The organism is Pseudomonas sp. MT92 (assembly GCF_058792515.1).
Map to the genome: position 1 here is coordinate 108,677 of NZ_JBXAFA010000013.1, position 18,661 is coordinate 127,337.

At 60.9% G+C, this 18,661-nt stretch carries 19 protein-coding genes; 13 read left to right on the top strand and 6 right to left on the bottom strand.

Annotated elements, in window-relative coordinates; genetic code table 11:
* Nucleotides 1-43: 43 nt before the first annotated feature.
* Both AC1Q6D_RS23220 and AC1Q6D_RS23225 read right to left on the bottom strand, forming a co-directional pair.
* On the bottom strand, nt 44-1,360 hold the full coding sequence (locus AC1Q6D_RS23220; RefSeq protein WP_103403431.1) for a bifunctional DedA family/phosphatase PAP2 family protein: 1,317 nt from the start codon (nt 1,358-1,360) through the stop codon (nt 44-46).
* A gap of 121 nt (nt 1,361-1,481) precedes the next feature.
* Nucleotides 1,482-2,180 (bottom strand): DNA-3-methyladenine glycosylase, encoded by a 699-nt coding sequence (locus tag AC1Q6D_RS23225; protein ID WP_103403432.1) that lies wholly within the window; start codon nt 2,178-2,180, stop codon nt 1,482-1,484.
* 189 nt (nt 2,181-2,369) lie between these two features.
* Here AC1Q6D_RS23225 and AC1Q6D_RS23230 point away from each other — a divergent pair, with 189 nt between their 5' ends.
* The 13 genes from AC1Q6D_RS23230 (at nt 2,370) to AC1Q6D_RS23290 (ending at nt 15,024) form a co-directional block, all read left to right on the top strand.
* Nucleotides 2,370-3,641 (top strand): glutamate-5-semialdehyde dehydrogenase, encoded by a 1,272-nt coding sequence (locus AC1Q6D_RS23230; RefSeq protein ID WP_103403433.1) that lies wholly within the window; start codon nt 2,370-2,372, stop codon nt 3,639-3,641.
* Between the two features lies 1 nt (nt 3,642).
* Nucleotides 3,643-4,332 (top strand): nicotinate-nucleotide adenylyltransferase, encoded by a 690-nt coding sequence (gene nadD / locus AC1Q6D_RS23235; RefSeq protein ID WP_178083104.1) that lies wholly within the window; start codon nt 3,643-3,645, stop codon nt 4,330-4,332.
* A 73-nt stretch (nt 4,333-4,405) separates the two neighbouring features.
* Nucleotides 4,406-4,900 carry a ribosome silencing factor gene (rsfS, locus tag AC1Q6D_RS23240; protein ID WP_103403435.1) on the top strand — a complete coding sequence of 165 codons (495 nt, stop codon included), beginning with the start codon at nt 4,406-4,408 and terminating at the stop codon, nt 4,898-4,900.
* A gap of 9 nt (nt 4,901-4,909) precedes the next feature.
* Nucleotides 4,910-5,377, top strand: coding sequence for a 23S rRNA (pseudouridine(1915)-N(3))-methyltransferase RlmH (gene rlmH, locus AC1Q6D_RS23245; RefSeq protein WP_007937439.1), 468 nt, complete (start codon nt 4,910-4,912; stop codon nt 5,375-5,377).
* Between the two features lie 10 nt (nt 5,378-5,387).
* On the top strand, nt 5,388-7,283 hold the full coding sequence (gene mrdA, locus AC1Q6D_RS23250; protein WP_103403436.1) for a penicillin-binding protein 2: 1,896 nt from the start codon (nt 5,388-5,390) through the stop codon (nt 7,281-7,283).
* A gap of 31 nt (nt 7,284-7,314) precedes the next feature.
* Entirely contained in the window at nt 7,315-8,418 is a 1,104-nt protein-coding gene (gene rodA / locus AC1Q6D_RS23255; protein ID WP_090327560.1) for a rod shape-determining protein RodA, read from the top strand.
* A gap of 17 nt (nt 8,419-8,435) precedes the next feature.
* Complete coding sequence (gene mltB / locus AC1Q6D_RS23260) at nt 8,436-9,446, top strand: lytic murein transglycosylase B (protein ID WP_103403437.1); 1,011 nt, start codon at nt 8,436-8,438, stop codon at nt 9,444-9,446.
* Complete coding sequence (locus AC1Q6D_RS23265; protein WP_103403438.1) at nt 9,446-10,453, top strand: septal ring lytic transglycosylase RlpA family protein; 1,008 nt, start codon at nt 9,446-9,448, stop codon at nt 10,451-10,453. Before mltB ends, AC1Q6D_RS23265 begins: the two co-directional genes overlap by 1 nt.
* Before the next feature lie 259 nt (nt 10,454-10,712).
* Nucleotides 10,713-11,870 (top strand): D-alanyl-D-alanine carboxypeptidase family protein, encoded by a 1,158-nt coding sequence (locus AC1Q6D_RS23270; RefSeq protein WP_047533722.1) that lies wholly within the window; start codon nt 10,713-10,715, stop codon nt 11,868-11,870.
* An 87-nt stretch (nt 11,871-11,957) separates the two neighbouring features.
* Nucleotides 11,958-12,233 (top strand): DUF493 domain-containing protein, encoded by a 276-nt coding sequence (locus AC1Q6D_RS23275; protein ID WP_047533719.1) that lies wholly within the window; start codon nt 11,958-11,960, stop codon nt 12,231-12,233.
* Nucleotides 12,233-12,880 (top strand): lipoyl(octanoyl) transferase LipB, encoded by a 648-nt coding sequence (lipB, locus tag AC1Q6D_RS23280; RefSeq protein WP_047533716.1) that lies wholly within the window; start codon nt 12,233-12,235, stop codon nt 12,878-12,880. The genes AC1Q6D_RS23275 and lipB overlap by 1 nt, the downstream gene beginning before the upstream one ends.
* A 1-nt stretch (nt 12,881) precedes the next feature.
* Nucleotides 12,882-13,904, top strand: coding sequence for a lipoyl synthase (lipA, locus tag AC1Q6D_RS23285; RefSeq protein ID WP_047533713.1), 1,023 nt, complete (start codon nt 12,882-12,884; stop codon nt 13,902-13,904).
* A 169-nt stretch (nt 13,905-14,073) separates the two neighbouring features.
* Nucleotides 14,074-15,024, top strand: a complete 951-nt coding sequence (locus AC1Q6D_RS23290; protein WP_103403439.1) for a S66 peptidase family protein — start codon at nt 14,074-14,076, stop codon at nt 15,022-15,024.
* A gap of 111 nt (nt 15,025-15,135) precedes the next feature.
* On the opposite strand, the gene AC1Q6D_RS23295 is transcribed toward AC1Q6D_RS23290, so the two are convergent.
* From AC1Q6D_RS23295 to AC1Q6D_RS23310, 4 genes are all read right to left on the bottom strand, one after another.
* The gene (locus AC1Q6D_RS23295; RefSeq protein ID WP_103403440.1) at nt 15,136-16,458 is read right to left on the bottom strand and encodes a lytic murein transglycosylase; all 1,323 of its coding nucleotides are present in this window, start codon (nt 16,456-16,458) and stop codon (nt 15,136-15,138) included.
* 62 nt (nt 16,459-16,520) lie between these two features.
* A complete protein-coding gene (gene arfA, locus AC1Q6D_RS23300) occupies nt 16,521-16,685 on the bottom strand; it encodes an alternative ribosome rescue factor ArfA (RefSeq protein WP_047533707.1) in 165 nt (54 codons plus the stop codon).
* 211 nt (nt 16,686-16,896) lie between these two features.
* The gene (gene holA, locus AC1Q6D_RS23305; RefSeq protein WP_103403441.1) at nt 16,897-17,934 is read right to left on the bottom strand and encodes a DNA polymerase III subunit delta; all 1,038 of its coding nucleotides are present in this window, start codon (nt 17,932-17,934) and stop codon (nt 16,897-16,899) included.
* A gap of 39 nt (nt 17,935-17,973) precedes the next feature.
* A complete protein-coding gene (locus AC1Q6D_RS23310; RefSeq protein WP_103403442.1) occupies nt 17,974-18,579 on the bottom strand; it encodes an LPS-assembly lipoprotein LptE in 606 nt (201 codons plus the stop codon).
* Between the last annotated feature and the right edge of the window lie 82 nt (nt 18,580-18,661).

Sequence of the window (18,661 nt, forward strand, 5' to 3'; positions counted from 1 at the left end):
CGGTTCAAAAAAGAACCCCGGCCTGTCAGGCCGGGGTTCTTTTTTAATAGGCATACCTCAACATTGTGTGCGGCAAATGCCGGATCACGAAGAATGCAAACAGCGCCACCATCGCCGGCAATACCAGCCACCACACCCTGGGCGGCAGGGCGTTGAGCGAAGTCTGACGCTGGATCAACCACAGGCTCGTCGCGCAGACGCATGCCGCCAGCATCGCCCCGGCCAAAATATCCGTCGGCCAATGCGCGCCAAGGTAGACGCGGGAAAGGGAAATCGCCAGCGCCGGCAGGCATCCCACCAGCAGCCAGGTCAGGCGCATCCGTGGTGGCTGCCCGCGGCCGGCCAATACGGCGAGGGTCAGGAACAGCGCGAAAGAGCCTGACGCGTGGCCGCTGGGCATGCTGTAGCTGGTCAGTGGGTCGCTGAGCACTTCCGGGCGCACACGGGCGAAAAAATGCTTGGTCAAGGTGTTGGCCAGTGCGGTGCACATCAGCGTGCTGCCGGCGAAAATCGCCGGACGCCATTGCCGGGTGATCAGCAGCAGCCCGACCAGCAAGGCACTGAACAGCAGCATGTTGCGGAATTCGCCAATCAGCGTGAAGACAACGGCCACTTCATCGAGCATCGGGCTGCGGTGTTCCTGTACCAGGGCCATAACCCCCTGGTCGAGGGCCGTCAGGTACGGATAGCCGATAAACAACCCTGCCAGAATCAGAACACTCATGCCTGCAATGAACATCGTGGCCTTGCGGTGGCGACGCAGGCTGCTGGTCGCGCTCAGTCCCACCATGACTGCAATACTGCCGACGACGATGCCCGCCTGCAGCCAAAAGCCTTCGGGCAACGGCAAGCGAATCGCCGCGCCGGTGGCCCAACCCGGCAGTAGATACGCTACCGACCATCCCGCCGCCGCCAGCAGACTGACAGCGAAGAAACGTGGGAATGGCATGTCGAACATCCCGGCGACCATCGGCAGCATGGGTCGCAAGGGGCCAATGAAACGCCCGACCAGCAGGCTGGCAATGCCGTAGCGCTGGAAATATGACTCGGCCCCGGCGATCCACTCCGGGTGATGGCGCAACCCGGGCAGCCGACGGATGTTCTGATGGAAATGCCGTCCCAGGAAATAGGACACGACGTCGCCCAGTACGCCGGCGAGGAAGCCTAGCAATAACGTTTCGCTCAACGACAGCGCACCGCTGCCGGCCAGCACTGCCACGGCGAATAACAAAACCGTGCCGGGGACGATCAGTCCGGCAATCGCCAGGCACTCCACGAAGGCCACGATGAATACTGCTGCTGCCAGCCATTGCGGGTTGACCGTCAACCAGGCCGTCACGCTATCGAGCCATGGGCCCATAAAAAAACTCCATCTAATTCAATTGCGCCCTTTGAGGGCGAACACAATCTACATCGCTACCCGGATGCTCGCGATTGCAGGCTGATAGTCAGCGCGGATGTCGACGGTTATGTCGCCATCGTCAAGTCAGCACAAAATAATCGCGACCTTCGACCTGCCCCCGTCGCAGCGGGTTCCGCGTGCAATGGGCGGCATAGGCCCCATCCACGAAGCGGTACATCAAGTGTTCGTCACGCCCTTGAGGAATGCCCAGGCGCGTGGCCTGGATAATATGGGGAGGGGGCAGACCGACGTCTTCCACCAGCAGCACTTCATGATCAAAGCGCTTTGCATCCCAGACGGGCACCTTCAGTCCCAAGGACTTGCAAAGCAACGTTTGCCCCGCGCACAGCTTCTGCGAGGGGCGAGGGCGGCCTTGGGCGTCGGGGTTGTTCAAGAGCATCTGCGCCAGGCTCGCCGGTCCGCTGACCTCATCGACCCAAGGGTAGGCGGATTTGATCAGCACTGCGTTGCCAGGGCCTTGAGCGCTGAAGTTGAGGGAATCGCCGCCACGGGCGTAATACATATAAATGTGGCCGCCATCCAGAAACAAAGCCTTACGCTTTTCTGTGTAACCGAGGGAGGCGTGACTGCCTTTTTCTTCGCAGTAATAGGCTTCTGTTTCGATAATCCGGGCGCTGAGCCACAGGTCGCCGACCCGATGGCGGATGACTTTGCCCAGTAGATCCCGGGCCAGCATTTGGGCGTCACGGTCGAAAAAAGCGTCCGGGAGGCCCTTGGGCAGGCTCGCGGCGGACTCACGAACAGTCAGATTAGTCATGATGAACGGCGTTTATCAGGGCTGATTGAGTCGTGATGATAACAATTTGCAGCTTAATCCCGGCTGAACGTCGGCAAATTGCCCTCCATTTCGACCATCCGCCCGTCACCGCTGTTAGTCGGTGGACGCGACAGCTATAATCTGCCGCTTTACTCTTTACCACGACCTTGGAAAAGACCACGCCAGACCATGACTGAGTCCGTTCTTGACTACATGACCCGCTTGGGGATCGCTGCCCGCGAGGCTTCCCGCGTTATCGGCCGTGCCAGCACCGCGCAGAAAAATCGCGCCTTGCAGGCGGCTGCCAATGCGCTGGATGCTGCCCGCGCCGAGCTGACGGCCGCCAATGAGCTGGACTTGGCAGCCGGCCGCGCCACTGGTCTGGAGCCGGCGCTGCTTGAACGCCTGGCGCTGACCCCTGCGCGTATCGACGGCATGATCGTCGGTCTGCGCCAGGTCGCGGCGTTGCCGGACCCGGTCGGTGCGATCCGCGACATGAGCTATCGGCCTTCGGGTATCCAGGTCGGCAAAATGCGCGTGCCTTTGGGTGTCATCGGGATTATTTACGAATCGCGACCGAACGTGACCATCGACGCCGCCAGCCTGTGCCTGAAGTCTGGCAACGCGACCATCCTGCGTGGCGGCTCCGAGGCCATTCATTCCAATCGTGCCATCGCCGCCTGTATCCAGCGCGGTCTGGCCGAAGCCGATTTGCCGGCGGCGGTGGTGCAAGTGGTCGAAACCACCGATCGTGCCGCCGTAGGCGCGTTAATCACCATGCCGGAATACGTTGATGTCATCGTGCCCCGTGGCGGCCGTGGCCTGATCGAACGGGTCAGCCGCGATGCCCGCGTGCCGGTGATCAAGCATCTGGACGGCATCTGCCACGTTTATGTCAGTGCCCACGCCGACCTGCCGAAAGCCCAGCGTATCGCCTTCAACGCCAAGACTTACCGCTACGGCATTTGCGGTGCGATGGAGACGCTGCTGGTCGACCAAACCGTTGCCCAGGATTTCCTGCCGCCGATGGCTGCCCGGTTCCGCGAAAAAGGCGTCGAGCTGCGCGGTTGCGATCGTACGCGGGCAATCATCGAAGCGCTGCCGGCCACTGAAGAAGACTGGAGCACCGAGTACCTGGCGCCGATCCTGTCGATCCGCGTGGTCGACGGGCTGGAGCAGGCCATCGAGCACATCAACCATTACGGCTCTCACCACACCGATTCGATTGTCAGCGAACACCTGGGCGACACCCGGCGTTTCGTGGCTGAAGTCGACTCGTCGTCGGTGATGATCAACACCCCGACATGCTTTGCCGATGGCTTCGAATACGGATTGGGTGCCGAGATCGGCATTTCTACTGATAAGCTGCACGCCCGCGGCCCGGTCGGCCTCGAAGGTTTGACCTGCGAGAAGTACGTCGTGGTCGGTGATGGACAGCTGCGCGGACAGGAGTCGGTCTGACTTGGGCGACCTCGACCCGTCAGCTCCGGTCACTGGCAGCGAGCCCGCACCTCGCCGTATCGGCATACTGGGCGGAACTTTCGACCCGGTGCACATCGGCCACTTGCGCGGTGCACTGGAAGTCGCCGAATCATTGGCGCTCGATGAGCTGCGTCTGACACCCAGTGCCAGGCCTCCCCATCGGGATACGCCGCAGGTATCGGCGAAAGGCCGTCTGGCGATGGTCGAGTGCGCGGTGGCCGGTGTGGCGCCGTTGGTGGTGGACGCCCGCGAATTGCAGCGGGACAAACCGTCCTACACCATTGATACCCTGGAACTGATGCGTGCCGAACTGGCCGCGGATGACCAGGTTTTTCTGCTTTTGGGCTGGGACGCTTTTTGCGGCCTGCCCACTTGGCACCGCTGGGAAGAGTTGCTCCAGCATTGCCATATCCTGGTGTTGCAACGCCCGGATGCCGACAGCGAACCGCCGGATGCCTTGCGCAACCTGCTGGCAGCGCGTTCGGTGAGCGACCCGCTGGCCCTCAAAGGGCCGAGCGGACAGATTGCATTCGTCTGGCAGACACCGCTCGCGGTATCCGCCACCCAGATCCGTCAACTGCTGGCCAGCGGTAAGTCGGTACGTTTCCTGGTGCCCGACGCGGTCCTGGCCTACATCGATGCGCACGGACTTTACCGTGCGTCGAACTGAATAGGAGTGCCTCAAGGCACGTAGCAACAACGTGTATTGAAGCGCCCGAACATACGAGCAAAACGAGTTTTATATGACTGACAAAGACCAAACCAAAGTAAAGCGCAAAGGCACGTTCAGGAGCGCTCCGCTGCCAGTACCGGCAGCAACCGGCGTGGTTCTCGCCGGCGAAGAGCTGGTCAAGGTTGCCGTGGCGGCCCTGGAAGATGTGAAGGCCCAGGACATTCAGGTGATCGACGTTCGTGAAAAGCAGAGCATCACTGACTTCATGATCATCGCTACCGGTACGTCCAATCGCCAGATCGGCGCGATGCTCGACAAGGTCCGCGAAGCGGTCAAGGCCCAGGGCGTCAAGCCACTGGGTGAGGAAGGCAAGGGCGACAGCGACTGGGTCCTGCTGGATATGGACGATGTCATTGTGCACATGATGACGGCCTCCGCTCGCCAGTTCTACGACCTGGAACGCTTGTGGGCCGGTGCCGAACAGAGCCGTTCGGCCAGCGCGGCTCACCACAGCCCTGAAAATACCCACGAGCACTTCACCAAGCTCAACAAAGACCAGGAATAAGGGCCCGCTGTGCGACTGCGACTGATCGCCGTCGGTTCACGCATGCCCAAATGGGTGGAAGAGGGCTGGCATGAATATGCCAAGCGTCTTCCGTCCGAGCTGGCGCTTGAACTGGTGGAAATTCCGCTCAACACCCGTGGCAAGAACGCCGACGTGGCCCGCTTCATCCGTCAGGAAGGCGAAGCCATGCTGGCCAAGGTCGGGCCGAACGAACGTGTTGTCACCCTCGAAGTCCACGGCAAGCCCTGGAGTACCGAGCAGCTGGCGGTCGAGCTCGATCGCTGGCGGCTGGACTCGCGCACGGTGAACTTCATGGTCGGTGGCCCCGAGGGGCTGGCGCCTGAAGTCTGTGCCCGTGCCGATCAGCGCTGGTCGCTATCGCCGTTGACGTTGCCGCACCCGCTGGTGCGAATTCTGATCGGCGAACAGCTGTATCGTGCCTGGACCGTGTTGTCCGGCCACCCTTACCACAAGTAGTTCTGCCCTCATGTCTCAGCCGATCCGCATCAAGGACCACGAAAAAGACGCCCGTCTGGTGCGTGGCCGTGTCGTGTTCGGGGCCATTGCGGTCGTGACGCTGATCGGCGTGCTGATCGCGCGGCTGTATTTCCTTCAGGTGATCCAGTACGAGTACCACTCGACCCTGTCGGAAAACAACCGCGTCCACGTGCAGCCGATTCCGCCACCCCGTGGGTTGATTTACGACCGCAACGGAGTGGTCATTGCCGACAACCGACCCAGCTTCAGTCTGAGCATGACCCGCGAGCGCTCTGGCGATTGGCAGCAAGTGCTCGATGTGATCGTTCAGGTGCTGGAACTGACGCCCGAGGACCGGGTGATTTTCGAAAAGCGCATGCGCCAGGGGCGTCGGCCGTTCGAGCCGGTGCCGATCATGTTCGAATTGACCGAGGAGCAAATCGCTCGAATCGCCGTCAACCAGTTCCGCCTGCCCGGGGTGGAAGTGGTCGCGCAACTGGTTCGTCACTATCCCCAGGGCGCGCACTTTGCGCACTCGGTGGGCTATATGGGGCGGATCAACGAGAAAGAGCTCAAATCTCTGGACCCGGTGAGTTACAGCGGTACCCATCAAATCGGCAAAACCGGCATCGAGCGCTTCTACGAGCCCGAACTGCACGGTCAGGTCGGGTATGAGGAAGTCGAGACCAACGCTCGGGGCCGCGTATTGCGGGTACTCAAGCGCACCGATCCGATTCCCGGCAAGGACATCGTCCTGAGCCTGGACATCAAACTGCAGGAAGCCGCCGAAGCCGCGCTCGGCGGTCGTCGTGGCGCGGTGGTGGCACTGGACCCGAAAACCGGTGAAGTGCTGGCGATGGTCAGCCAGCCGAGCTTCGACCCGAACCTGTTCGTCACCGGCATCAGCTTCAAGGCTTATTCCGAGTTGCGCGACTCCATCGACCGGCCGCTGTTCAACCGCGTGCTGCGCGGTCTGTATCCACCGGGTTCGACCATCAAGCCGGCGGTGGCGATTGCCGGCCTGGATTCGGGCGTGGTCACGGCCTCGACGCGGGTTTTCGACCCCGGTTACTACATGTTGCCCAACTACGACCACAAATACCGCAACTGGAACCGCACCGGCGACGGCTTTGTCGACCTCGATACGGCGATCATGCGCTCCAACGACACCTACTTCTATGACCTGGCCCACAAGCTGGGGATCGATCGATTGTCCTCGTATTTGAGCAAGTTCGGCATCGGTCAGAAGGTCTCGCTGGACATGTTCGAAGAGTCTCCGGGATTGATGCCTACGCGCGAGTGGAAGCGTGCAACGCGCCGCCAGGCATGGTTCCCGGGCGAAACACTGATTCTCGGGATCGGCCAGGGCTATATGCAGTCGACCCCGTTGCAACTGGCCCAGGCCACCGCGCTGGTGGCCAACAAAGGCGTCTGGAACCGTCCGCACCTGGCCAAGACCATTGAAGGCCTGAAACCTGTGGATCCCAACCCGATGCCGGACATCGTCCTGCGTGACCCGTCCGACTGGAACAAGGTCAACCACGGCATGCAGCAAGTGATGCACGGCGCCCGTGGCACGGCGCGCAAAGCCTCGATCGGTGCGCAGTACCGGATCGCCGGCAAGAGTGGTACGGCCCAGGTGGTCGCGATCAAACAGGGTGAAAAGTATGACCGCTCCAAGGTTCAGGAACGCCATCGCGACCACGCCTTGTTCGTTGGCTTCGCGCCGGCCGATGATCCGAAAATCGTGGTGTCGGTGATGGTCGAGAACGGTGAATCCGGCTCCGGTGTCGCCGCGCCGGTGGTGCGTCAGGTCATGGACGCCTGGCTGCTGGATAAGGATGGTCGTCTCAAAGCCGAATACGCCAGCCCTAACAGCGCGGAGGCTACCGCCCGTGATGAATAATTTTGATCGCATGCTCTCCAGCGAGGATGTGATGCGTCGTCGTGCGACGCTGCTGCAGCGCCTGCACATTGATGGCCCGCTGCTGATTTTGCTGCTGACCCTCGCCGCCGGCAGTCTGTTCGTGCTGTATTCGGCCAGTGGCAAGAGTTGGGATCTGCTGGCCAAACAGGCGACGTCGTTTGGCATCGGTCTGGTGTCGATGATCGTCATTGCCCAGTTCGAGCCGCGCTTCATGGCCCGCTGGGTGCCGGTCGGTTATGTGCTCGGCGTGCTTTTGCTGGTGGTGGTGGACGTCATGGGCCACAACGCCATGGGCGCCACGCGCTGGATCAACATCCCGGGGGTGATTCGCTTCCAGCCTTCGGAGTTCATGAAAATCCTGATGCCGGCGACCATCGCCTGGTACCTGTCCAAGCGCACGTTGCCGCCGCAGCTCAAGCATGTGGGCGTCAGTCTGTTTCTGATCGGCTTGCCCTTCATCCTGATCGTCCGGCAGCCGGACCTGGGCACTTCGCTGTTGATTCTGGCCGGTGGCGCCTTCGTGCTGTTCATGGGCGGGCTGCGCTGGCGCTGGATTCTCAGCGTGCTGGCGGCCGCCGTGCCGGTGGCCGTGGCAATGTGGTTCTTCATCATGCACGACTACCAGAAGCAGCGGATCCTGACCTTCCTCGACCCGGAAAGCGATCCGCTGGGCACCGGCTGGAACATCATTCAGTCCAAGGCCGCCATCGGTTCCGGCGGTGTGTTCGGCAAGGGCTGGTTGCTGGGCACCCAGTCGCACCTGGACTTCCTGCCGGAGAGCCACACCGACTTCATCATCGCGGTCATGGGTGAGGAGTTCGGCCTGGTGGGCATCTGCGCGCTGCTGCTGATCTACCTGCTGTTGATCGGTCGAGGGCTGGTGATTACCGCCCAGGCCCAGACATTGTTCGGCAAATTGCTGGCCGGCAGCCTGACCATGACGTTTTTTGTATATGTTTTCGTCAACATCGGTATGGTCAGTGGCCTGTTGCCGGTGGTGGGGGTGCCGTTGCCGTTCATTAGCTACGGAGGAACTTCGCTGGTGACGTTGCTGTCAGCGTTTGGGGTTTTGATGTCGATCCATACCCATCGCAAGTGGATCGCGCAGGTTTGAATAAGGTGAAGATTTCAATGCAAGTAATGCATGGCTGGGCGACTCGATACGCGTCGTGGGTTGGCCTGGTAAGCATCCTTGGCACTGCGCAGGAAGCGTTGGCCGGCGATTACGAAGGTTCACCCCAGGTGGCCGAATTCGTCGGTGAGATGACCCGCGATTACGGCTTCGCCGGCGAGCAGCTGATGGGCGTGTTCCGTGAAGCCGAGCGCAAGCAGTCAATTCTGGACGCGATTTCGAAACCTGCCGAGCGGGTCAAGCAGTGGAGCGAATATCGCCCGATGTTCATCACCGATGCGCGCATTGCCCGCGGTGTCGACTTCTGGCGTCAGCACGAGGCGGTGCTGGCCCGTGCCGAGCAGGAATATGGCGTGCCGGCTCAGGTGATTGTGTCGATCATCGGCGTTGAGACCTTTTTCGGACGCAATACCGGTAATTTCCGGGTAATCGATGCCTTGTCGACCCTGAGTTTCGACTATCCTCCCCGTGCCGAATTTTTCCGCAAGGAATTGCGTGAATTCCTGCTGCTGGCCCGGGAAGAGCAGGTCGATCCATTGACCCTCAAAGGTTCCTACGCCGGTGCCATGGGCTTGCCGCAGTTCATGCCGAGCAGCTTTCGCGCCTATGCGGTGGACTTCGACGGTGACGGGCACATCAATATCTGGACCAATCCGGACGACGCCATCGGTAGCGTCGCCAGTTACTTCAAGCGTCATGGCTGGGTGGCCGGGGAGCCTGTGGTCAGTCGCGCCGATGTCCGGGGTGATCAGGTGGACGATGGTTTGACCACTGGCATCGAACCGACGAAAACCGTCGGAGAGTTGCGGGCCTTGGGCTGGTCAAGTCATGATGCGCTGCGCGATGATATGCCGGTTACCGCGTTCCGCCTGGAAGGCGACAATGGCCCTGAATACTGGATGGGCCTGAAGAATTTTTACGCAATCACGCGTTATAACCGCAGCGTGATGTACGCCATGGCCGTACATCAACTGTCAGAACAGCTGGTCCAAGCACGGGGCGTCAAGTAATGCGGGCATTGCCTATGAATAAACCCCTGAAGCTGATGGCATTCGTCGCGTTGGCGGTGCTGGTCGCCAGTTGTTCGACCAGTCGCTCGCCCGGCCAGAAGTCCTCCACCGCCGTGCGCTCGGCACCGGGGCTGGACATCAACCGCGCCCACAAGGATGGCGCGCCGTGGTGGGATGTCGATGTGTCGCGCATCCCCGATGCCACGCCGACCCTGCACACAGGTCCCTACAAGGCCAACCCGTACACGGTGCTCGGAAAAACCTATTTCCCGCTGCAGGAATCCAAGACGTACGTTGCTTCGGGCACGGCGTCCTGGTATGGCACCAAGTTCCATGGTCAGAACACCGCCAACGGCGAAGTCTATGACCTGTATGGCATGAGTGCCGCGCACAAGACTTTGCCACTGCCAAGTTACGTTCGGGTGACCAACCTGGACAATAACAAGAGCGTGATCCTGCGGGTCAATGACCGCGGGCCGTTCTACTCGGACCGGATCATCGACTTGTCCTACGCCGCAGCCAAAAAGCTGGGCTATGCCGAAATCGGCACCGCGCGAGTCAAGGTGGAAGGGATCGATCCGCAACAATGGTGGGCCGCCAAGGGCCGACCGGCGCCCTTGATGCTCAACGAGCCGCAAGTTGCACAGAATAGTGCCCCGGTCATTACGGCGTCGGCCGGTACCGTCGAGCAATGGACACCGCCACCACAGCAGCACGCTGCCGCCGTTGTGCCTGTCCAGATCGATACTAAAAAAAACGCTTCTGCACCAGCCTCTGGCCAGTATCTGCAGGTGGGCGCGTTCGCCAACCCGGACGCTGCGGAGCTCCTGAGGTCGAAACTCAGCGGGATGGTGAGCACCCCGGTGTTCATCAGCTCGATCGTACGCAATCAACAGACGCTGCATCGGGTTCGACTGGGGCCAATCGGTACGCCGGGTGAAATCCAGCAAGTGCAGAACAGCGTGCGTCTGGCCAATCTTGGTTCGCCGAGTGTGGTCACGGAGTAATACGTAGGACTTGATTGACGGTTCACTTGCAGTCGGGAGTGAACCAGGTTGTTGGCTCGTCGAGAACAAAAGCCCGGCAAAGGGTGACTGGAGTGAGCAACTGAATACGCGATGACTCGTAGGGTTTGTTCGAAAACTCGCCGAGCGGCGGTCACGCAAGCAGCGTGATCGTCGCACAGGCCGTTCAAGAGCAAAGCCTGAAGGTTATTTGATTAGTTTTGCCCTTGGGCAAGTTTCCATTAGCGATTTCGAGAGACGGATGAACATCACCACCTTTGCCAAACGCCTGTGCCTTCTAGTCCCGCTGCTCCTCTCGCCTGCCGCGTTCGCGGCCGAGATGATGCCGTCGCCACCGCAACTGGCCGCCAAGGCCTACGTGCTCATGGACGCCAGCAGCGGCAACGTGCTGGTCGAGAACAATGGTGACCAGCGCCTGCCGCCAGCCAGCCTGACCAAGCTGATGACCGCCTACATCGCGACCCTGGAAATCCGTCGTGGCCAGATCGGCGAAAACGATCCGGTGACCGTCAGTGAAAACGCCTGGCGCACCGGCGGTTCCCGGATGTTCATCAAGGTCGGCTCGCAAGTCACTGTCAGCGACCTGCTGCACGGCATCATCATTCAGTCGGGCAACGACGCCAGCGTTGCGCTCTCCGAGCACATCGCCGGCAGCGAAGACGCGTTCGCCGACCTGATGAACAAAACCGTAGCCGATCTGGGCATGAGCAACACCCACTTCATGAACCCGACCGGGCTGCCGAACCCTGAGCACTACTCGTCGGCTCACGACATGGCGGTGCTGGCTCGCGCGATCATCCACGAAGACCCGGCCCACTACGCGATCTACTCGCAGAAAGAGTTCTTCTGGAACGGCATCAAGCAACCGAACCGCAACCTGCTGCTGTGGCGCGACAAGACCGTTGACGGTCTGAAAACCGGCCACACCGATGAAGCAGGCTACTGCATGGTGTCTTCGGCCGTGCGTGATGGCATGCGTCTGATCGCCGTGGTGTTCGGCACCAACAGTGAAGTGGCTCGCGCCGCCGAGACTCAGAAACTGCTGACTTACGGTTTCCGTTTCTTCGAAACCCAGACCTTCTATCAGAAAGGCGCCGAGCTGGCTCAGGCTCCTGTCTGGAAAGGCTCGACCAACCAGGTCAAGGCCGGTCTGGCTGAAGACCTGACCATGACCCTGCCGAAAGGCCAGCTGAAAAAGCTCGCTGCCAGCATGACCATGAACCCGCAACTGGTTGCGCCAATCGCCAAGGGCGACGTGATCGGTAAAGTCGAAGTGAAACTGGACGACAAGGTCGTGCACAGCGCTGATCTGATCGCTCTGGACGCCGTCGAGGAAGGTGGTATCTTCCGCCGCATGTGGGATAGCATCCGTCTATTCTTCTACAGCCTGTTCAACTGAATTTAGTGTGCACCTGCAAGGCTCCGCGCTGATCCAGCCCGGAGCCTTGCCCGTCGCCACGGCTTACGCTTACGAGGCCGTTACGCCATGACCGATACTGAAGTAAAGGCGCCAAAGATCGAATTCCCCAACGTTGATTACCCGGTTAAGGTGATCAGCGATACTGGCGTGGGCAACAAAGACAGGATCATCGAGATCGTCAGGAAACACGCGACGATCAACGATGAGCGTGTGGATGAGCGTCAAAGCACCAACGGTAAATACACCACGATTCAGTTGCACATCGTCGCCACCGATCAGGATCAGCTGTACAACATCAACAGCGAACTGCGGGCCACCGGCTTCGTGCACATGGTGCTGTGATGCCTGGCACGCTGGGCTTTCGCGAACTCGGCCAGATGGCTTACGAACCGGTCTGGCATGCCATGCAACGCTTCACCAACGAACGCGGCAGCGATGCCGCCGACGAAATCTGGCTGGTAGAGCACCCGCCGGTGTTCACCCAGGGCCAGGCCGGGAAGGCCGAACACCTGTTGCTGCCGGGAGATATTCCGGTGGTGCAGGTTGACCGCGGTGGCCAGGTGACGTATCACGGCCCCGGGCAATTGGTGGCCTACCTGCTGCTGGACGTGCGCAAGCTGGGTTTCGGTGTCCGTGACCTGGTGACCCGCATGGAGACGTGCCTGATCGAGCTGCTCGCCAGTTATGGCGTGACGGCTGCGGCCAAGCCGGATGCGCCGGGTGTCTACGTCGACGGAGCGAAAATCGCATCCCTGGGTCTGCGGATCCGCCACGGTTGTTCCTTTCACGGCCTGGCCCTGAACGTGGACATGAACCTGGAACCGTTTCGACGGATTAATCCCTGCGGCTACGCCGGGCTGGCGATGACCCAGCTGAGCGATCACGCAGGATCGATTGAATTTGCCGAGGTAAGTGCCCGGCTGCGCGCGCAGCTCGTCAAACACCTCGACTATGCTGAGCAGACGACCCTAACGGGCGGAATCGACTGATATGACTACTGATGCAGTGCAAACCATGATCCCGACGCAGGATGTCACTGATCGTCCGGCCCCGCGTGCCAAGGTTGAAGCCGGCGTAAAGCTGCGCGGCGCCGAGAAGGTTGCACGCATTCCGGTAAAGATCATTCCGACCACCGAGCTGCCGAAAAAGCCTGACTGGATTCGCGTGCGTATCCCGGTATCCCCGGAGGTCGACCGCATCAAGGCCCTGTTGCGCAAACACAAACTGCACAGCGTGTGCGAAGAGGCCTCCTGCCCGAACCTGGGCGAGTGCTTCTCCGGTGGTACCGCGACCTTCATGATCATGGGTGACATCTGCACCCGTCGCTGCCCGTTCTGCGATGTGGGTCATGGTCGTCCGAAGCCACTGGACGTCAATGAGCCGGAAAGCCTGGCCATCGCCATCGCTGACTTGCGTCTCAAATACGTGGTGATCACCTCGGTAGACCGTGACGACCTGCGTGACGGCGGTGCCCAGCACTTTGCCGACTGCATCCGTGAAATCCGCAAACTGTCGCCAAACGTTCAGCTCGAAACCCTGGTGCCGGACTACCGTGGCCGCATGGACATCGCGCTGGAAATCACCGCGGCCGAGCCGCCGGATGTGTTCAACCACAACCTGGAAACCGTGCCGCGCCTCTACAAGGCTGCGCGTCCGGGGTCGGACTACCAGTGGTCGTTGACCCTGCTGCAGCGCTTCAAGCAGATGATGCCGCACATTCCGACCAAGTCAGGCCTGATGCTGGGCCTGGGCGAGACCGATGAAGAAGTCATCGAAGTCATGAAGCGCATGCGCGAACACGACATCGACATGTTGACCCTGGGCCAGTATCTGCAACCGTCCCGCAGCCACTTGCCGGTGCAGCGTTTCGTGCACCCGGACACCTTCGCCTGGTTCGCCGAGGAAGGTTACAAGATGGGCTTCAAGAACGTCGCTTCCGGTCCGCTGGTTCGCTCCTCGTACCACGCCGACGAGCAGGCGAAGCTGGTCAAGGCCGAGTTGATGTCGTCCTGATGCGCTGAAGACAGGAAAACGCCCGCCAGGCATTGAGCCAGGCGGGCATTTTTTTGTCCTGCCCACGCCCATCACCGATTTCTCCTGCAACCTGCGGGCAAAGAAGCCTCTTCTGTTTGTGCCCATTCCTGACTACTGTGTGTTGAGGATTTCACGCAGGGAGATATGGATGACAGTTCCACCGACCCACACTCTTTGTCCAAATGCTCCCGTTCCGGCATTGCCGATGGAAGGGCTGATTGGCGTCATTGCGCCTGCCGGTCCCGCTGCGCTGGACACCCACAAGGCCGTACAGTGGATGCGCGCCCGAGGCTATTCGCTCAAAGTGTTTCCCGGCGTCTACGAAAAGGAAGGCTACCTGGCCGGTAGCGATGAGGTGCGGCTGAACGATTTGCATGCGGCATTTGCCGATCCTGAAGTCGACGCCATCATCTGCCTGCGAGGTGGTTACGGCACGCCACGCTTGCTTGACCGTATCGATTTCGAGCTGCTGCGCAATAACGCCAAGCCATTCATCGGTTATAGCGACATTACTGCGTTGCATCTGGCGATCAGTCGCCATGCAGGGTTTGTGACGTTCCATGGTCCACTGCTCAACGCCGACCTGCTCGGCAAACGACAACAACCCACCGAGTCTTCGTTCCTCAACATGTTGCGCGGCCATTTGAAGGCGGGCAGCGTGCTCGCGCATCCCGAGGCCTACCCATTGACCACGATCGCACCTGGCATCGCTCACGGGCGTTTGCTGGGTGGGAACCTGTCGATGATCGCCGCGACCATGGGCACGCCTTACGAGATCGACGCCGAGGGTGTCATCCTGTTTATCGAAGACATCAACGAACCGCTGTATCGCATCGATCGATTGCTGACTCATCTGCGACTCGCCGGGACGCTGCGCAAGCTGCGTGGCGTTCTGGTCGGGGACGTGGCGGGGGTCGATGTGTCCTCCCTGGATCGATTGCTCAAGCAGGCGTTCGAGCCATTTCGGATTCCGGTGCTATCCGGGTGGCGCAGCGGGCATTGTGACCCGAATTTGACGTTGCCCATGGGCGCGCTGGTCAGGCTGAATGCGGGCAGGCAAGAGCTGCTGCTGGAACAGGATGTGGTGATCAGGCGCTAGAACGTCACGGCCTGACAAGTCGCCATCGCGGGCAAGTCCCCCACGGGCATCAAGGTGAATGCAGTATTTGCACGCAACTTGATGTCAGTGGGGGGCTTGCCCGCGACGCTTTCAGCGGCTGCGAAGACCTTCCAGCAACTTGTGCGTCGGGTAACCATCGGCGGGCCAGCCGAATGACTGCTGGGCGCTGCGGATCGCCTTGCGCGTGTTGGCGCCGATGATGCCGTCGGCAGTGCCCGCATCGTAGTTTTGCGCGCTCAGCAGGTTTTGCAGTTCAATGCGCTCGGTACGGCTCAATGGCAAATCATCTTTCGGCCAGGAGCCGTTGATCAGGCCCGCACCGTTGAAACGCTCGGACAACAGGCTCACCGCCAGGGCGTAGGACGAAGAGTTGTTGTACTTGAGGATCGCCCGGAAGTTATCGAGCACGAGGAATGCCGGACCGCGATAGCCGGCTGGCAGCAGCAAGGCCGCAGACAGTTGCTCGGTGCCTGCCGGGACCTGCCCGCCATTGGGCAGTGTGATGCCCAGTTGGCGCCATTCGGCGACACTTTTACGAATTGTGCCGTCAGCCAGCATGTAATTGAAGTTGCCCGGCAGTTGCACTTCGAAGCCCCATGGCTGGCCTTTCTGCCATCCAGAGCTTTGCAGGTAATGCGCGGTCGACGCGAGGGCGTCGCTGGCACTGCCCCAGATATCTCGGCGACCGTCGCCATCGAAGTCCACGGCGTGGGTGTTGTAGGTGGTCGGGATGAACTGGGTCTGGCCCATGGCGCCGGCCCAGGAGCCGAGCATTTTCTCCGGTTCGATGTCACCTTGTTGCAGAATCTGCAGGGCTGCGATCAATTGCGCGTGAGCGAAGCCCGGGCGCCGGCCTTCATAGGCCAGGGTCGCCAGTGAGTTGATCACCGACTTGTTGCCCTGGAATTGGCCGAAGTTACTTTCCATGCCCCATACCGCCACCAGTGCCTGGCGATCGACGCCGTAACGCTGCTCGATGCTTTGCAGGATGCCGTCGTATTGGCTGACCAGTGCCTGGCCTTTGCGCACCCGCAGTGGCGACAGGGCGCCGTCCAGGTATTCCCATACTGGCCGGGTGAATTCCGGTTGGCTGCGGTCGGCACGAATCACGCTGGGGTCGAAGCTGACGTTGGCGAAGGCGCGATCGAAGAGGTCGGCGCGAATACCGGCGGCCAGGGCGTCCTTGCGGAAACCGGCCTGCCATTCGGCGAAGGTCTGGGTCGGCTGGATGTCGAGATTGTCGTCGCTTGGTACCACGGGTGCTACCACTGCGGGGGCGGTGGTGACAGGAAGGGTCTGAAGCGGCTGGGCGTCGGCGGCGGTGGGTTTTTCCGCGCAGGCGACTAGCAAAATGAGGCTGGAGGCAGCTATCAATTGGCGCAGGTGCCAACGACGGGAAAGACAAAGGGGCATGCACGGGTCCAGGGAAAACGGATCAGGTGCAGACCTTAACATGTTGAGCGGATGCATGCCTTTCAGGCTGCCAGAAAGTAAGAAGCCTCCCAGCTATTAGACTGGAAGGCTTCGCGGCGGTAGCTGCCTTTGCCCTTGCCGGCTCGTTCCTGACGGCTGCGGAACAATGGCTGGGCGATGATGGATTTGGCCTTGTTGGGGCCGCGTTTGGACGGCTTTTTGCTCATGATGGATGCTCGCAAGTGAGTGGTTTTTGCGGAGCAAATCATCGGCTGAAGTTGGGGTTCTGTCTATAGGGCGAGTTGTCAGTAAACACGCCGTACCCTGTAGGAGCGAGCCTGCTCGCGATGGAGTCAGGAACACTGCGGAGAACCAGACTCCCCGCGTTATCGTTAACGACCATCGCGAGCAGGCACGCTCCTACAGGGGGAGGCGGAATTACTCGGCAGGCAGGGTAAGGCGCTGGCCCGCCATCAATAACGTCAACCGACTCAGGCTCATCCAGGGCGAGCCGGCGGCCTGGCCCTTGATCTGTGCATCGATGCGCTGCGCTTCGAGTAGCAACTGCGCCCAGCGTTGCGCCGAATAACGTTGCAGGGCTTTGCTCATCAGCGGCTTGCGCTTGTCCCAGACAGGTGGTTTGGCCTGGCTGAAGGCTTTGTCCAGTGGAGTTCCCTGGCTGTATTGCAACGAGATATTGGCCAGCAGGCGCAGTTCCCGGGCCAGCGCCCAGAGAATGACCGGCGGTTCGACGCCTTCCCCGCGCAGCCCTTCGAGCATGCGCAGGGCATGGGCGGCTTCGCCGTTGAGAATCGCATCGGTCAGCCCGAAGACATCGAAGCGCGCACTGTCGGCCACCGCGGCCTGCACGGTTTCGATCGTGATCTGACCACCTTCGGCCATCAGCTTGAGTTTTTCGATTTCCTGGGCGGCGGCCAGCAGGTTGCCTTCGACCCGCGCTGCGATCAGCTCGACCGCGTCCTGACTGGCGGAAAGCCCGGCCTGGGACAGTCGCTGTCGGATCCAGCTCGGCAACTGGCTGACATCCACCGGCCAGATCTGCACGAACTGGGTTTGCTGGCCTTCGACCAACGCCTTGCCCCACTTGGTTTTCTGCGCGCTGCCATCGAGCTTTGGCAGGCTGATCAACAGCACCGTGTCTTCGGCCGGTCGCGAGCAGTACTCGATGAGAGCCGCGGCGCCCTTGTCACCGGGCTTGCCGGAGGGCAGACGCAGTTCCAGCAGGCGTTTTTCGGCGAACAGCGACATGCTGGCACCGGCTTGCAGCAGCGTACCCCAGTCGAAACTGGCATCGGCGGCAAAGACCTGGCGTTCATCAAAACCTTGTTGGCGAGCGGCAGCGCGGATGGCGTCGGCGGCTTCCTGACACAGCAAGGGGTCGTCGCCACTGATGACGTAGACCGGCGCGAGGGCACCTTGCAGGTGCTTTGCGAGTTGGGCGGAGGCGAGTTTCATAGGCGAGGGCGAACGGGGCGCCTGAGCGCCCCGCAAGTCTTACTGCTTCGGCAGTTCGAGAGGCGACTGACGCGGCGTTTCCGCTTCAGCCTTCTGCGCCGCTTCCAGCGCCGCGGCTTCAGCCTTGGCCCTGGCATCGGCAGTTTGCTGCAACTGATCGAGCTGGGCCGGGGTCAGTTGTTGCAGGCGCAGCATCATGCGCTGAATCAGCTCGCGGCGGGTTTCGCCCCGGGCTGTTGCAGCTTCCTGGTCGGAACCTACCAGGTTGTTGCCGTCGTGCATGAAGATCTTCTGAACTTCAAGTTTGTCGCTCAGCAGATCCAGGTTGTTCTGACCACGGATGTCGTAGTTGAGGACAGTGGTGACCTGGTATTCGCCAGTACGACCGGCGCCGGCGTAACTGAGGATGCGCTGGTTTTCCTGCTCATCGGTCAGCACCAGTTTGTAAGGTGCACCGGTGTAGACCTTGACGCCGCTGCTTTCCAGCACCTGGCGCATTTGCGTCACGGTTTCGCCGTAGGCGTTGCGCGCGCTCAGGTCGAGCTCCTTGATCGCCAGTTCTGTAGTGCCGGTGCCACGCAGCTGGAAACCGCAGGCGCTCAGCAGGACCGCAAGGCCCATCACCAGCAAATTGCGTTTGATCATTGTGTTGCTCCCCTTGAAACCATGTGGGCCGATCATGCGGCCCGAAAGGTTTTACGCGGCGCCAGGCATGACCTGGCGCCTG

Excerpts from the sequence above, each read along its gene's own strand:
- AC1Q6D_RS23220 (WP_103403431.1), bottom strand. The coding sequence starts at position 1,360 with ATGGGCCCATGGCTCGATAGCGTGACGGCCTGGTTGACGGTCAACCCG.
- AC1Q6D_RS23225 (WP_103403432.1), bottom strand. The coding sequence starts at position 2,180 with ATGACTAATCTGACTGTTCGTGAGTCCGCCGCGAGCCTGCCCAAGGGC.
- AC1Q6D_RS23230 (WP_103403433.1), top strand. The coding sequence starts at position 2,370 with ATGACTGAGTCCGTTCTTGACTACATGACCCGCTTGGGGATCGCTGCC.
- rsfS (WP_103403435.1), top strand. The coding sequence starts at position 4,406 with ATGACTGACAAAGACCAAACCAAAGTAAAGCGCAAAGGCACGTTCAGG.
- mrdA (WP_103403436.1), top strand. The coding sequence starts at position 5,388 with ATGTCTCAGCCGATCCGCATCAAGGACCACGAAAAAGACGCCCGTCTG.
- rodA (WP_090327560.1), top strand. The coding sequence starts at position 7,315 with ATGCGTCGTCGTGCGACGCTGCTGCAGCGCCTGCACATTGATGGCCCG.
- mltB (WP_103403437.1), top strand. The coding sequence starts at position 8,436 with ATGCAAGTAATGCATGGCTGGGCGACTCGATACGCGTCGTGGGTTGGC.
- AC1Q6D_RS23265 (WP_103403438.1), top strand. The coding sequence starts at position 9,446 with ATGCGGGCATTGCCTATGAATAAACCCCTGAAGCTGATGGCATTCGTC.
- AC1Q6D_RS23270 (WP_047533722.1), top strand. The coding sequence starts at position 10,713 with ATGAACATCACCACCTTTGCCAAACGCCTGTGCCTTCTAGTCCCGCTG.
- AC1Q6D_RS23275 (WP_047533719.1), top strand. The coding sequence starts at position 11,958 with ATGACCGATACTGAAGTAAAGGCGCCAAAGATCGAATTCCCCAACGTT.
- lipB (WP_047533716.1), top strand. The coding sequence starts at position 12,233 with ATGCCTGGCACGCTGGGCTTTCGCGAACTCGGCCAGATGGCTTACGAA.
- lipA (WP_047533713.1), top strand. The coding sequence starts at position 12,882 with ATGACTACTGATGCAGTGCAAACCATGATCCCGACGCAGGATGTCACT.
- AC1Q6D_RS23290 (WP_103403439.1), top strand. The coding sequence starts at position 14,074 with ATGACAGTTCCACCGACCCACACTCTTTGTCCAAATGCTCCCGTTCCG.
- AC1Q6D_RS23295 (WP_103403440.1), bottom strand. The coding sequence starts at position 16,458 with ATGCCCCTTTGTCTTTCCCGTCGTTGGCACCTGCGCCAATTGATAGCT.
- arfA (WP_047533707.1), bottom strand. The coding sequence starts at position 16,685 with ATGAGCAAAAAGCCGTCCAAACGCGGCCCCAACAAGGCCAAATCCATC.
- holA (WP_103403441.1), bottom strand. The coding sequence starts at position 17,934 with ATGAAACTCGCCTCCGCCCAACTCGCAAAGCACCTGCAAGGTGCCCTC.
- AC1Q6D_RS23310 (WP_103403442.1), bottom strand. The coding sequence starts at position 18,579 with ATGATCAAACGCAATTTGCTGGTGATGGGCCTTGCGGTCCTGCTGAGC.